At 61.4% G+C, this 13362-nt stretch carries 12 protein-coding genes; 8 read left to right on the forward strand and 4 right to left on the reverse strand.

Annotated elements, in window-relative coordinates; genetic code table 11:
* Positions 1–272: 272 nt before the first annotated feature.
* Both ACIGEK_RS02380 and ACIGEK_RS02385 read left to right on the forward strand, forming a co-directional pair.
* The gene (locus tag ACIGEK_RS02380; protein WP_397491778.1) at positions 273–1649 is read left to right on the forward strand and encodes a glutamine synthetase family protein; all 1377 of its coding nucleotides are present in this window, start codon (positions 273–275) and stop codon (positions 1647–1649) included.
* A gap of 146 nt (positions 1650–1795) precedes the next feature.
* The gene (locus ACIGEK_RS02385) at positions 1796–2854 is read left to right on the forward strand and encodes an extracellular solute-binding protein (protein ID WP_397491779.1); all 1059 of its coding nucleotides are present in this window, start codon (positions 1796–1798) and stop codon (positions 2852–2854) included.
* A gap of 74 nt (positions 2855–2928) precedes the next feature.
* Here ACIGEK_RS02385 and ACIGEK_RS02390 read toward each other — a convergent pair whose 3' ends face one another.
* The gene (locus tag ACIGEK_RS02390) at positions 2929–4293 is read right to left on the reverse strand and encodes an inorganic triphosphatase (protein WP_397491780.1); all 1365 of its coding nucleotides are present in this window, start codon (positions 4291–4293) and stop codon (positions 2929–2931) included.
* A 112-nt stretch (positions 4294–4405) separates the two neighbouring features.
* Here ACIGEK_RS02390 and ACIGEK_RS02395 point away from each other — a divergent pair, with 112 nt between their 5' ends.
* The 4 genes from ACIGEK_RS02395 to argA all read left to right on the forward strand — a co-directional run bounded on the left by ACIGEK_RS02395 (position 4406) and on the right by argA (position 9045).
* Complete coding sequence (locus ACIGEK_RS02395) at positions 4406–5083, forward strand: TIGR00153 family protein (protein ID WP_397491781.1); 678 nt, start codon at positions 4406–4408, stop codon at positions 5081–5083.
* Between the two features lie 39 nt (positions 5084–5122).
* The gene (locus ACIGEK_RS02400) at positions 5123–6385 is read left to right on the forward strand and encodes an inorganic phosphate transporter (protein WP_397491782.1); all 1263 of its coding nucleotides are present in this window, start codon (positions 5123–5125) and stop codon (positions 6383–6385) included.
* Between the two features lie 67 nt (positions 6386–6452).
* Positions 6453–7643, forward strand: coding sequence for an acetylornithine deacetylase (gene argE / locus ACIGEK_RS02405; protein ID WP_397491783.1), 1191 nt, complete (start codon positions 6453–6455; stop codon positions 7641–7643).
* Positions 7644–7746: 103 nt separating this feature from the next.
* Positions 7747–9045, forward strand: coding sequence for an amino-acid N-acetyltransferase (gene argA / locus ACIGEK_RS02410; RefSeq protein WP_397491784.1), 1299 nt, complete (start codon positions 7747–7749; stop codon positions 9043–9045).
* A gap of 203 nt (positions 9046–9248) precedes the next feature.
* On the opposite strand, the gene ACIGEK_RS02415 is transcribed toward argA, so the two are convergent.
* The 3 genes from ACIGEK_RS02415 to trpB form a co-directional block, all read right to left on the reverse strand.
* Complete coding sequence (locus ACIGEK_RS02415; RefSeq protein ID WP_397491785.1) at positions 9249–9881, reverse strand: TetR/AcrR family transcriptional regulator; 633 nt, start codon at positions 9879–9881, stop codon at positions 9249–9251.
* Between the two features lie 100 nt (positions 9882–9981).
* Complete coding sequence (gene trpA / locus ACIGEK_RS02420) at positions 9982–10791, reverse strand: tryptophan synthase subunit alpha (RefSeq protein ID WP_397491786.1); 810 nt, start codon at positions 10789–10791, stop codon at positions 9982–9984.
* Positions 10791–12005: a tryptophan synthase subunit beta gene (trpB, locus tag ACIGEK_RS02425; protein ID WP_397491787.1), complete on the reverse strand. Its 1215-nt coding sequence runs from the start codon at positions 12003–12005 to the stop codon at positions 10791–10793. The genes trpA and trpB overlap by 1 nt, the downstream gene beginning before the upstream one ends.
* A gap of 135 nt (positions 12006–12140) precedes the next feature.
* On the opposite strand from trpB, the gene ACIGEK_RS02430 reads away from it, so the two are divergent.
* A complete protein-coding gene (locus tag ACIGEK_RS02430; RefSeq protein ID WP_397491788.1) occupies positions 12141–13034 on the forward strand; it encodes a LysR family transcriptional regulator in 894 nt (297 codons plus the stop codon).
* 66 nt (positions 13035–13100) lie between these two features.
* On the forward strand, positions 13101–13316 hold the full coding sequence (locus ACIGEK_RS02435) for a dodecin (protein WP_397491789.1): 216 nt from the start codon (positions 13101–13103) through the stop codon (positions 13314–13316).
* Positions 13317–13362 lie beyond the last annotated feature (46 nt).

Genomic DNA, 13362 nt, shown 5'->3' on the forward strand with positions numbered 1-13362 from the left:
CACCCGTTTTATTGCTGTTATGGGTTTCGACCGAGCTTAGCCTTGTTCATTTTTTTTCACAATAGTCATGTAAAAAATTGAACACACCCGACTGAGCACCCCGGCAGGCAAGGCTTCCAGCAGGGCTGCACTGCCCTGTAATGCCCTAAAACTGGCCATCAAGCCCCCTTTTGGGGCAAAATGCGCCTCTCTTGACAGCATCTGGTGTTTAAGATTGACTCACACCCGTGCAGTTGCATGATTGATATTTTTAACAAAAAAGGTGTTGCATCATGTCGGTACCCCCGCGTGCCGTTCAGCTTAATGAAGCGAACGCGTTCCTTAAGAAACATCCTGAGGTCCTGTTCGTCGACCTTCTGATCGCAGATATGAATGGTGTGGTGCGCGGCAAGCGTATCGAGCGCGCGAGCCTGCATAAGGTTTACGAGCGCGGCATTAATCTTCCGGCTTCTCTATTCGCCCTGGATATCAACGGCTCGACGGTGGAAAGCACCGGCCTGGGTCTGGATATCGGCGACGCCGACCGTGTCTGCTTTCCCATCCCCAACACCCTGTGCAATGAGCCATGGCAGAAGCGCCCAACCGCGCAACTGTTGATGACCATGCATGAAATGGAAGGCGAGCCGTTCTTTGCCGACCCACGGGAAGTGTTGCGTCAGGTGGTTACGAAGTTCGACGAACTGGGCCTTACCATTTGCGCAGCCTTCGAAATCGAGTTCTACCTGATCGACCAGGCCAACGTGAACGGTCGCCCACAGCCGCCGCTGTCGCCACTGTCAGGCAAGCGCCCTCAGTCGACCCAGGTGTACCTGATCGATGACCTCGACGAGTATGCAGAATGCCTGCAGGACATCCTCGAAGGCGCTAAGGAGCAGGGCATCCCTGCCGACGCCATCGTCAAGGAAAGCGCCCCGGCGCAGTTCGAAGTCAACCTGCACCACGTCGCTGACCCGATCAAGGCCTGTGACCATGCGTTGCTGCTCAAGCGTCTGATCAAGAACATCGCCTACGACCATGAGATGGACACCACCTTCATGGCCAAGCCCTACCCCAACCAGGCGGGTAACGGCTTGCACGTGCATATCTCGATTCTCGACAAGCAGGGCAACAACATCTTTGCCTGCGACGACCCGGTACAGAACGACGCCCTGCGCCACGCCATTGGCGGCGTGCTGGAAACCATGCCTGCCTCGATGGCCTTCCTCTGCCCGAACGTCAACTCCTACCGGCGTTTCGGCGCGCAGTACTATGTGCCGAACTCGCCGTGCTGGGGCATCGACAATCGCACCGTAGCGCTACGCGTACCCAATGACACAGCCGATGCCGTGCGCATTGAGCATCGCGTGGCCGGCGCCGACGCCAACCCTTACCTGCTGATGTCGGCCGTTCTGGCGGGCATACACCATGGCCTGACCAATAAGATCGAGCCAAACGCACCGGTAGAAGGCAACTCCTACGAGCAGAACGAGCAAAGCCTGCCGAACAACCTGCGTGATGCTTTGCGCGAGCTGGACGACAGTGAAGTACTGGCGCGCTATATCGACCCGAAATACATCGATATCTTTGTCGCCTGTAAGGAAAGCGAGTTGGCCGAGTTTGAAAACTCGATCTCCGACCTCGAATACAACTGGTACTTGCACACGGTTTGATGCAACACCCAACGCCGGCCTTTGAGCCGGCGTTTTTTATTCCGCGCACTGCGCAACCCTGCCCTTTATCACGCTTCAGCGCGATGACGGGCAGGCTGCGCCGCGAATTCCTGCTGACGCGACATCAACCTATTCAGGAGATCTCCATGCCTCGCCTGTTCGTTTCACTGCTACTAGCCCTGACGCCGCTGCTGGCCAGCGCCGAAGAGGTGATTCGCGTTTACAACTGGAACGACTACATCGCCCCACAGGTGCTCAAGGACTTCGAGGCGCAAACCGGCATCCGCGTCGACTACCACACCTACAGCACCGCCGAAGAATTGGAAGCTGTGCTGGCCAGCGGTGAAGCCATCGATGTCGCCGTGCCGTCGCATGACGCCCTGCCGGCAATGATCAAGAACGGCACCCTGCAACCGCTGGATTTCAGCCTGCTGCCCAACCGCAAGCACCTCGACAAGCAGCTGCTCAGCACCCTGGTCGCTCTCGACCCGGCTAACCGCCATGCCTTGCCGTATTTGTGGGGCGCAGTGGGCCTGGCGATCAACACGCCGCAAGCCGAAGCCGCCTTTGGTGGGCCGCTGCCCAATAGCTGGAGCCTGCTGTTTGATGCGGAGCAAAGCGCGCGCTTGGCCACTTGCGGCATCAGCGTGCTGGACGCTCCCGACGAGACCCTGACCCTGCTACTCAACTACCAGGGCCGCAGCCTGGCGCGCAGCGCGCCGAGCCGCATCGAACGCTCCAGCCAAGTGCTGGATGGCTTGCGACCGAATCTGCGCTATATCGACAGTGAGCGGTATATCGAAGACCTCAACCAGGGCAAGCTCTGCGTAGCAATGGCCTGGGTTGGCGATGCGCTGGCAGCTGCGGATGCGGGTCAACCTGTGCGCTTTTTAGTACCGAATGAAGGCTCGATCCTGTTTATCGACAACCTGGTGATTCCCAGCAGCGCCAAGCGCGTCGACCTGGCGCACCGCTTTATCGATTACCTGATGCAGCCCAAGGTTGCCGCACTGATCACCGCCGAAACCCTGTACCCCAGCGGCAACGCCGATTCCCGCGAGTTCCTCGACGAGGCCCTGCGCAATCAGCCAGACCTTTACCCGGATCGTGATACCAAACGCCGCCTGCACCCGCTGGAAACCCTGCCGGAAAAGCACAGCGCTACCCGCGATGCCGTATGGACGCGCTTTCGTGATGGCAGTTGAGTGATACCGCGGGTTAGCTAGGCAGGAGGGGCTTTAGCTCGCGGCTAAAGCCCCTCTGCACAATGCTGCAGGCCTTACTTGACCAGCTGACGCCAGGCCTTTAGCGAACCGATGGTCAGCAGCTGCGCCTTGCGCGCAGCCAGCACCTCTGGATCGATGGACTGGCTGGCCAATTCAACCAACTTGTTCAGCTCACCGTACAGGCGGTCGACCTCCGCCACCTCCAGCACCTCACGGGCCAGGTGCAGCCACACCAGCAAGCGCTCGATGCGCGGCAGCTGCTCAGCCAGGTCTTCCGGCTGCTGCTGATAACGGCGCAACTGCAGGGCCGCGCCCTCTTCAGCAATCAGCGTCGGCAACCAGTTGCCCAGCGGCGCAGCGCCCTGACGATTGCCCCGGCTGTTGCGTTCCACAGTCCAGCTGCGGGCCAACAGCCAGCGCGAAAGGTTCAGCGAGAACAGGCCCCAGCGATTGCCCTGCAGTTCAGCGGCGAACAGCGCCGGCGCGTTTTTGCGCAGGCTGTCATCGTCCTGGCCAGCCAGGACGCGCGGACGCCACTCCAACAGCAAGCCATCCAATAGCTCACGCAAGGCATGGCTGCTGGCACGCGGCGCGGCCTGGCCAAGACTGCTGAGCAGTGCGCGCAGGCCGATCAGTTGCTCCAACCAGTCGACCAGCAAACGCCAGTGACCATTGAAGCGGTACTGCTCGGCCAGACGCTGGCTGCTGCCCAGCAGATGCCAGGCCAATGCCGCAACGCTGTCATCCAGGCTGGTTTCCGCGCTCAGGCTCGGCGCCGGCAGGCTCAGGCTGTAGCTGCCCGCATCGAACAGGCGATAACCGCGCTCAGCCTTGCTGATATCGCAGGGCATCAGCGCCAGGTCAGCCGCCAGCTCGGCGGCCAATTCCAACAGCGCCTCAGGTTCACCCTGACGCAGCTCCAGCTCCAGCTCGCAGATTTCTTCTTCGCCTTCGCCGGCAATCACCTTGCCCAGGTCCAGAGCGGCCTCGATGACCACCTTGGCCTTGCCGCGACCCCAGGCGATTTCCGCCTTCTCACGGATAAAGTCGGTGGTGAAGATCGGCACCAGCTGCTTCTTGTCCAGCTCGGCCAGGGCCGCCGGCCAGCAGCTGTCATCGAGCTTTTTCAGGTCCAGCTTGGCCTTGGCCAGGTTCCAGTCCCACTCATTGCGCTCGGACAAACCGGCCACGCTCTGCCCGCGGGTTTTCAGGGTCTGAATAAACTGCTCGCCGTCACGGCGCACGCGCAGGGCCACCTTGGCGGCGGCCAGATCACGCTCGGGGGTATCGAAGTACTGATTGAACAGTTCGCGCTGCTCCCAACCACTCTTGTTGCGTTTCTTCAGCAACGGGTGATCACGCAGGGCGGCCAGAGTTGCACGGCTAACCCGCAGTTTGATTTCGGTTTCTTTGTTCATGATGATGGGGATCAACGCCTACTATGAAATTGTGACAGTCCGATTACCTGCGCTGGCGAGCCTGCGGACTGATCCGTATACTTGCCGCCTTCTTAACGCCGGGGTTCACCCTATGCCAGTCAATCCATTTGCCAGCCTGTTTGGCCGTTCACCGATTGGGCCGATGCAAAAACACTTTGCCAAAGCCCACGAGTGCGCAGCCAATCTGGTGCCCTTCTTCGAAGCCGTAATGGTTGAAGATTGGGCCAAGGTGGAACAGGTACAACAGGAAATGGCTAGCCTCGAACATGAGGCCGACAAGCTCAAGAAAAGCGTGCGTCTGCACCTGCCCAAGAGCCTATTCCTGCCCGTACCGCGCTCGGATCTGCTTGAGCTGCTGAGTGTACAGGACAAAGTCGCCAACCGCGCCAAGGACATCGCCGGCCTGATGCTCGGCCGCGAAATGGCCATTCCACAGGCGCTGCAGCCACTGATGCGTACGTTTGTACAACGTACCGTGGATGCCAGCGCCCAGGCGCTGAAAGCCATGAATGAGCTTGATGAGTTGCTGGAAACCGGCTTTGGTGGCCGTGAAGCAGCGCTGGTCGAGTCCATGGTCATGGAGCTGGAGCAAATCGAACGCGAGACTGACAAGATGCAAATCGACGTTCGTCGTGCGCTGTTCAAACTGGAGAAGGATCTTCCCGCTGTCGATGTGATGTTCCTCTACAAGATCATCGAATGGATCGGCGACGTAGCCGACCGTGCCGAACGTGTCGGCAACCGACTGGAACAACTGCTGGCGCGCTAAGCGCCAGTGTCCTTTCTGGAATCTACGGATTAATTATTTATGTCTCTGATTGCGGACTACGGCCTCGTATTGCTGCTGCTTGCCTGTCTCTTCGGCTTTTTCATGGCCTGGGGTGTGGGCGCCAATGACGTGGCCAACGCCATGGGTACCTCGGTGGGCTCACGCGCACTGACCATCAAACAGGCGATCCTGATCGCCATGGTGTTCGAATTTGCCGGCGCCTATCTGGCCGGCGGCCAAGTCACCGAAACCATCAAGAGTGGCATCGTCGATGCATCGATGATCACCCCGGATCTGATGGTCCTGGGCATGATGTCGGCATTGCTGGCGGCCGGTACCTGGCTGCTGATTGCCTCCACTCGCGGCTGGCCGGTGTCCACCACCCACTCCATCGTCGGTGCGGTGATCGGCTTTGCCGCCGTTGGTGTGTCCATGGACGCGGTCAACTGGGCCGGCGTTGGCCCCATCGTCGCCAGCTGGGTGGTGTCTCCGGTGCTGTCTGGCATCGTTGCCTTCGGCCTGTTTGTCAGCGTACAGAAGCTGATCATCGACACCGACAACCCGTTTCTCAATGCCAAGCGCTTTGTACCGCTGTATATGTTCGCCACCGGTTTCATGGTCAGCATCATGACCCTGACCAAAGGCCTCAAGCATATCGGCCTGAACCTCTCCAGCAACGAAGGCTTCCTCCTCTCGCTGGCCGTTGGCGGCCTGGTCATGCTGCTGGGCGTTGCGCTGCTGAGCCGGATCAAGATCGACGTCGAGGCCGACAAGGACTTCCACTACGCCAGCGTGGAGAAGGTCTTCGCTGTACTGATGATCTTCACCGCCTGCTCCATGGCCTTCGCCCACGGCTCCAACGATGTAGCCAACGCAGTCGGCCCACTGGCGGCGATTGTTGGGGTGATCCAGTCTGGCGGCGAAGCAGTCGGGGCTAAAGCCGCGCTGCCGGCCTGGGTGCTGCTGCTCGGCGCCATCGGCATCGTTATTGGCCTGGCCACTTACGGCTACAAGGTGATCGCCACCATCGGCAAGGAAATCACCGAGCTGACCCCAAGCCGCGGCTTCGCTGCCGAACTGGCCACCGCCACCACAGTGGTGGGTGCCTCGGCCATCGGCCTGCCGGTCTCCACCACCCACACCCTGGTCGGTGCGGTGCTCGGCGTCGGCCTGGCGCGCGGCATCGGCGCGCTGAACCTGGGCGTGATCGGCAAAATCTTTATGTCCTGGCTGATCACCCTGCCGGTGGGCGCTGCGCTGTCGATCGTGTTCTTCTATATCTTGCGCGGCATCTTCCTCTAAATGCCGTAGCGGTTTCATCTGCGCAGGCGATGCCCCTATCATGGGTCATCGCCTGCGGAGACCGCCCATGCCACTGCCTTCCTTCAAAGAGCAATTCGCTGCCCTGATCGCCGCGCCGTCAGTGAGCTGCACTCAGGCGCATTGGGATCAATCCAACCGCGCCGTGATCGAACTGCTGTCGAGCTGGCTCAGCGACCTCGGCTTTGCCTGCGACGTCCAGCAAGTGTCCCCCGGCAAGTTCAACCTGCTCGCCAGCTATGGCAGCGGCCCAGGCGGCCTGGTGCTGGCCGGGCACAGCGATACCGTACCCTTCGACGCCGCACTGTGGCAGACCGACCCGCTCAAGCTGACAGAAGTCGACGGCCGCTGGGTGGGCCTCGGCAGTTGCGACATGAAGGGCTTTTTCGCCCTGATCATCGAAGCCGTGCAACCGCTGCTGGAGCAACGCTTCCAGCAGCCGCTGCTGATTCTCGCCACCTGTGATGAAGAAAGCTCGATGTCTGGCGCCCGCGCCCTGGCCCAAGCCGGACGGCCGCTGGGCCGCGCAGCGGTGATAGGCGAGCCGACCGGCTTAAAGCCGATCCGCCTGCACAAGGGCATCATGATGGAGCGCATCGATATTCTCGGGCAGAGCGGCCACTCTTCCGACCCGAACCTCGGCCACAGCGCCCTGGAAGCCATGCAGGATGTAATGCTTGAGCTGCGCGGCCTACGTGCGCAATGGCAGCGTGAGTACAACAATCCGCAGTTCAGCGTGCCGCTACCAACCCTGAACTTTGGTTGCATCCACGGTGGCGACAACCCCAACCGCATTTGCGGTCAGTGCTCGCTGGAGTTCGACCTACGCCCACTGCCGGGCATGCAGCCGGAAGCACTGCGCGCGGCAATCCGCCATAAGCTGCAACCGCTGGCCGAGCAGCACCAGGTGAAGATCGACTTCGCCCCGCTGTTCCCCAGCGTGCAACCATTCGAGCAGAACGCCGACGCCGAACTCGTACGCGTCGCCGAGCGTCTGACCGGGCATACGGCCGCCGCGGTGGCATTTGCCACCGAAGCGCCTTATCTTCAGCAACTTGGCTGCGAAACCCTGGTACTCGGCCCCGGCGATATCGACTGCGCTCACCAGCCGGGCGAGTACCTGGAAATGTCACGTTTGCAGCCTACTGTGCGTCTGCTGCAACAACTGATTGAGCATTACTGCCTGCAACCGGCCCACCCGGGCCAAAGCACTGTGTCATCTGGAGGAGAGAACGCGTGAAGCTGCCCCAACTGCGACGATAAAACCGCTGCTCTCGGCTGCCGCCTGGCGCGCCTCTGCGCCTTACCCATGCGTTCCGTACTCGACACAGGTTCTTCAAGCAATGCACGACCACGTCAACTGGCTCCGCCACGCTTCGCCCTATATCAATGCCCACCGCGACTGCACCTTTGTGGTGATGTTGCCGGGTGAAGGCGTTGCACATCCGAATTTCGGCAATATCGTTCACGACCTGGTGCTGTTGCACAGCCTTGGCGTACGCCTGGTGCTGGTGCATGGCTCACGCCCGCAGATCGAAGCGCGCCTGGCCAACAACGGCCTGACTCCGCGTTTTCACCGTGACCTGCGGATCACCGACAGCCCAACCCTGGAATGCGTGATCGACGCCGTCGGCCAGCTGCGCATCGCCATCGAAGCGCGCCTGTCGATGGACATGGCGCGCTCGCCCATGCAGGGCTCACGCCTGCGCATCACCAGTGGCAACTTTGTCACTGCACGGCCGATTGGCGTGGTCGATGGCGTCGACTACCACCACACCGGCGAAGTGCGGCGCATCGACCGCAAGGGCATCAATCGCCAGCTGGATGAGCGCAGCATCGTGCTGCTGTCACCACTGGGTTATTCGCCCACTGGTGAAATTTTCAACCTGGCCTGCGAAGACGTCGCGACCCGCGCTGCCATCGACCTGGATGCCGACAAGCTGCTGCTGTTCGGCGCCGAATGCGGCCTGCTCGATGAAGCCGGCAAGCTGGTACGTGAACTGCGCCCACAGCAGGTGCCGGCGCATCTGCAGCGCCTGGGCAGCAGCTATCAGGGCGAACTGCTCGACGCCGCCGCCGAAGCCTGCAAGGCCGGGGTCCGCCGCAGCCATATCGTCAGCTATGCCGAAGACGGTGCGCTGCTCAGCGAGCTATTTACCCGCACGGGCAACGGCACGCTGGTGGCCCAGGAGCAGTTCGAATCACTGCGCGAGGCAACCATCGAGGATGTCGGCGGGCTGATGGAGCTGATCACCCCACTGGAAGACCAGGGCATTCTGGTGCGCCGCTCACGTGAGGTGCTGGAGCGCGAGATCGAGCAGTTCAGCATCGTCGAGCGCGAAGGGCTGATCATCGCCTGCGCCGCGCTGTACCAGATTGCCGACTCGGATTTCGGCGAGCTGGCGTGCCTCGCGGTCAATCCGGCTTATCGCCATGGCGGACGTGGCGACGAGCTGCTCGAGCGTATCGAAGATCGCGCACGAGCCCAGGGCCTGAAAACCTTGTTCGTACTCACCACCCGCACCGCCCACTGGTTCCGCGAGCGCGGTTTTATGCCCAGCAGCGTCGACCGCCTGCCCGCCGCGCGCGCCTCGCTCTACAACTACCAGCGCAACTCCCAGGTGTTTGAAAAGGCGCTGTAGGACTTGGCTCTTTTTTTAGGGTGGGTTAGCAGCACCTGGCGCGTGACTTACCGAAGACTGCGGTACGCGAGTGCGGCGTAACCCACCAAGCGGCATCAACCCATTTGGTGGGTTACGGCGCAGCCACATGCGCGCCAGCCCTTAGCCATGCAATAAGCGCCTAACCCACCCTACGAATCTTCGACAGAGATTGAAAAGGGCGCTTATAGCGCCCTTTTTGGTAGATGGGGTGGCAGATAGAGGCTGAGATAAGCATCGAACACCCGCATGCCTTCCTCAGCCATGCGCGGGGTGATTTCGCCGTGCAACTGCACCGAGCGTGCGTACACGCGGTCGCCCAGCTCCATGGCCAGGGCAAACACATCGACATCTTCGGGCAGTTGCGGCAGCGGGAAGTGGCGGTCGAACAGCTGCTGCATCAACTGGCCCAGCTCGATGTCGTGCTGACGATCCGCCTGGGTCACTTCCGCCAGGCCATGCTGCGCCAGAATCAGCTGCCGCGCAGCAGCATCGGCGGCGTAGATCGCCAGCATGCGCTGCTCGACAAGCCGTGATAGGTCACGCCAGTCACGCAGTTGCTCATGCGCAATCGGCTCCTGCAGGCAGGCGCGAAACGCCCCGTGAATATCTGCCGTCAGCCCTTCCAACAAGGCCGGGACGCTGGCGAAGAAGTGATACACCGACGACGGCGGAATCTGCGCGCGCTCGGCGACACTGTAGATCGACAAGCTGGCCACGCCCTGCTCGGCCAGCAACTCACGGGCAGCGGCCAGAATGCCGACGATACGGCTCTGACTACTGGCGCGGGGTTTGCGGGCGACAGGCGGACGTGACATGAGATGACTCTAGAGCAAGGGGTGCGCTATTGGACGCCAAGCAGCGACCTGCTCGCAAGTTTCTCAGGGCAGCGCAGTGCTGCCCTGAGAACCCAGCAGGTTAAACGCGAGCGCCGCGCACGCCTTCAGCAAGCGCCGCACACAGGCTCAGCACGCCATCCACCGCCTGCTCGTGACTGCTGGCATTGGCGATCTGGTCGATCAGTGCCGAGCCAACCACCACGCCTTCAGCCAGGCGAGCAATGGTTGCAGCGTGCTCCGGGGTACGGATACCGAAGCCGATGCACAGCGGCAGATCAGTGTGACGACGCAAACGAGTAACCGCCTGCTCGACGTGATCCAGGGTGGCCGAGCCGGCACCGGTCACACCGGCTACCGAGACGTAATAAACGAAGCCCGAGCTGCCGTTCAGCACCTTCGGCAGGCGTTTGTCGTCGGTGGTCGGAGTGGTCAGACGGATAAAGTCCAGGCCCGTCGCCTGGGCTGGATCACACAGGTCAACGTTATGCTCGGGCGGCAGGTCGACGACGATCAAACCATCTACACCGGCGTCTTTAGCTTCAGCGATAAAGCGCTCGACACCATACTTGTGAATCGGGTTGAAGTAGCCCATTAGCACCAACGGTGTAGCTTGTTCGCCCTCACGGAACTCGCGAACCATCTGCAGGGTTTTTGCCAGATCCTGACCGTTGTCCAGGGCGCGGATATTGGCCAATTGGATCGCCGGGCCATCGGCCATCGGGTCGGTGAAGGGCATGCCCAGCTCGATCACATCGGCACCGGCTTTGGGCAGGCCCTTGAGAATCGCCAGGGAGGCGTCGTAATTCGGGTCGCCAGCGGTGACGAAGGTCACCAGGGCGGCGCGGTTTTGTTGTTTCAGCTCGGCAAAGCGAGTTTGCAGGCGGCTCATCAGTGGTTCTCCTGCACAGTGTTTTCCATATGGTGCATAACGGTCTGCATGTCCTTGTCGCCACGACCGGACAGGTTGATCACCATCAGGTGCTCCTTGGGCAGGGCTGGCGCACGCTTAAAGGCTTCGGCCAGGGCATGGGCACTTTCCAGGGCCGGGATGATGCCTTCCTGACGGCAGCAGGTGTGGAACGCCGCCAGGGCTTCATCGTCTGTCACCGAGGTGTATTCGACGCGGCCAACATCATGCAACCAGGCGTGTTCTGGGCCGATGCCCGGATAGTCGAGGCCGGCGGAAATCGAGTGAGCGTCGATGATCTGGCCATCGTCGTTCTGCAGCAGGAAGGTGCGGTTACCGTGCAGCACGCCCGGCACGCCGCCATTCAGGCTGGCCGCATGCTTGCCGGTGGCAATGCCGTAGCCGGCGGCTTCAACGCCGACGATCTGTACGTCTTTATCGTCAAGGAATGGGTGGAACAGGCCGATGGCGTTGGAACCGCCGCCGATGCAGGCCACCAGGCTGTCGGGCAGACGGCCTTCCTGGTCGAGGATCTGTTCGCGCGTTTCTTTACCGATGACGGCTTGGAAGTCGCGGACCATCGCCGGGTACGGGTGCGGGCCAGCCACGGTGCCGATCATGTAGAAGGTGTTGTGGACGTTGGTCACCCAGTCACGCAGGGCTTCGTTCATCGCATCCTTGAGCGTGCCGGTCCCGGCGACCACCGGGATCACGGTGGCACCCAGCAGCTTCATGCGGAACACGTTGGCCTGCTGACGATCAATGTCAGTGGTGCCCATAAAGATCACGCATTCCATGCCGAAGCGCGCCGCTACGGTGGCAGTGGCCACGCCGTGCATGCCGGCGCCAGTCTCGGCGATGATGCGTTTTTTGCCCATGCGCTTGGCCAACAGGGCCTGGCCGATGCAGTTGTTGATCTTGTGCGCGCCAGTGTGGTTCAGCTCTTCACGCTTGAAGTAGATCTTCGCGCCGCCGCACATTTCGGTCAGGCGCTCGGCGAAGTACAGCGGGCTTGGGCGACCAACGAAATCACGCTGGAAGTAGGCCAGCTCCTTCTGGAACTCGGGGTCGAGCTTGGCCTTCTCGTATTCGGCGGCCAGGTCGTGAATCAGCGGCATCAGGGTTTCGGCAACATATTGGCCGCCGAACGAGCCGAACAGGCCATTGGCGTCAGGGCCAGCGCGGAAGGAAGTCATGGCGTTCTCCTTGGGAAAGCGGGGCTGTAGTTCGCGGGCATGCGCCACGCTGCTACGGCAATGGGCACAGGATAAAGCTGTGGCACGCGCGGCAAAAGCGATAAGATCGCCGCAACCTGTTAGGAAAACTCACACATGAGCCACAACCTTCCGCCGCTAAACGCCCTGCGCGCCTTCGAGGCCGCCGCACGTCTGAACAGCATCAGCCAAGCAGCAGATGAGCTGCATGTGACGCATGGTGCCGTCAGCCGACAGGTTCGCCTCCTCGAAGAGCACCTGGGTGTGGCCTTGTTCAGCAAGGAAGGTCGCGGCCTTAAACTCACAGATGCTGGGATTCGTTTGCGCGATGTCAGCGCAGAAATGTTCGGCCGCCTGCGCAGCACCTGCGCCGAACTGCAGCAGGGCCAGGCCGATGCGCCATTTGTCCTGGCCTGCCCGGGCAGCCTGCTGGCGCGCTGGTTTATCCCGCGCCTGGACCGGCTCAATCGCGAGCTGCCGGAACTGCGCCTGCAACTGTCCGCCAGCGAAGGTGAGCTGGACCCACGCCGCAGCGGTGTGGATGCCACTCTGTGGTTCGCTGAGCCGCCGTGGCCGGCGGATATGCAGGTGTTCGAGCTGGCGGCTGAGCGTATTGGCCCGGTGCTCAGCCCGCGCTACGCGCACTTCGCCGCGCTGCATCAGGCTCCCGCAGCGGCCCTGCTCGGCGAACCCTTGCTGCACACCAGTTCGCGCCCGCAAGCCTGGCCCAGCTGGGCCGCTAGCAATGCACTGGATGCCACGACACTGAAACTCGGCCAGGGCTTCGAACACCTCTACTACCTGTTGGAAGCCGCTGCCGCAGGCCTGGGTGTAGCCATCGCCCCGCAACAACTGGTGGCCGACGATCTAGCCGCCGGTCGCCTGGTTGCACCCTGGGGCTTTGTCGAAACCTCGGCACGCTTGGCCCTGTGGGTACCGGCGCGCCGCCTGGACAAGCGCGCCCAGCTATTGGCCGACTGGTTACGCAACGAACTGGAGCGCCGAGCTTAACCCTACAGATCGGGCAAACCGCAGGCGTTCAACTAGCGTTGAACTATCAGCCAAAGGAGAACGCTCATGTCCGATCACCATACATACAAGAAAATCGAAATCGTCGGCTCCTCGAAAACCAGCATCGAAAATGCCATCGAAAATGCCCTGGCCGAATGTGCCAAGTCGGTACGCAATATGGACTGGTTCGAGGTAGTGGAAACCCGCGGGCATATCGTTGATGGCAAGGTCGGCCATTATCAAGTCACCCTGAAAATCGGCTTCCGCCTTAGTAGTAGCTGATTGCGTACCACGGGCCGTCGCTTGCGCACGGCCCGGCTATCGCCGC

The organism is Pseudomonas sp. NPDC079086, from assembly GCF_044542155.1.
Taxonomy (GTDB): Bacteria; Pseudomonadota; Gammaproteobacteria; order Pseudomonadales; family Pseudomonadaceae; genus Aquipseudomonas.

Coding starts and splice junctions, on each gene's coding strand:
- argE (WP_397491783.1), top strand. CDS start 6,453: ATGCCACTGCCTTCCTTCAAAGAGCAATTCGCTGCCCTGATCGCCGCG.
- trpA (WP_397491786.1), bottom strand. CDS start 10,791: ATGAGCCGCCTGCAAACTCGCTTTGCCGAGCTGAAACAACAAAACCGC.
- trpB (WP_397491787.1), bottom strand. CDS start 12,005: ATGACTTCCTTCCGCGCTGGCCCTGACGCCAATGGCCTGTTCGGCTCG.
- ACIGEK_RS02435 (WP_397491789.1), top strand. CDS start 13,101: ATGTCCGATCACCATACATACAAGAAAATCGAAATCGTCGGCTCCTCG.
- argA (WP_397491784.1), top strand. CDS start 7,747: ATGCACGACCACGTCAACTGGCTCCGCCACGCTTCGCCCTATATCAAT.
- ACIGEK_RS02430 (WP_397491788.1), top strand. CDS start 12,141: ATGAGCCACAACCTTCCGCCGCTAAACGCCCTGCGCGCCTTCGAGGCC.
- ACIGEK_RS02380 (WP_397491778.1), top strand. CDS start 273: ATGTCGGTACCCCCGCGTGCCGTTCAGCTTAATGAAGCGAACGCGTTC.
- ACIGEK_RS02390 (WP_397491780.1), bottom strand. CDS start 4,293: ATGAACAAAGAAACCGAAATCAAACTGCGGGTTAGCCGTGCAACTCTG.
- ACIGEK_RS02415 (WP_397491785.1), bottom strand. CDS start 9,881: ATGTCACGTCCGCCTGTCGCCCGCAAACCCCGCGCCAGTAGTCAGAGC.
- ACIGEK_RS02385 (WP_397491779.1), top strand. CDS start 1,796: ATGCCTCGCCTGTTCGTTTCACTGCTACTAGCCCTGACGCCGCTGCTG.
- ACIGEK_RS02395 (WP_397491781.1), top strand. CDS start 4,406: ATGCCAGTCAATCCATTTGCCAGCCTGTTTGGCCGTTCACCGATTGGG.
- ACIGEK_RS02400 (WP_397491782.1), top strand. CDS start 5,123: ATGTCTCTGATTGCGGACTACGGCCTCGTATTGCTGCTGCTTGCCTGT.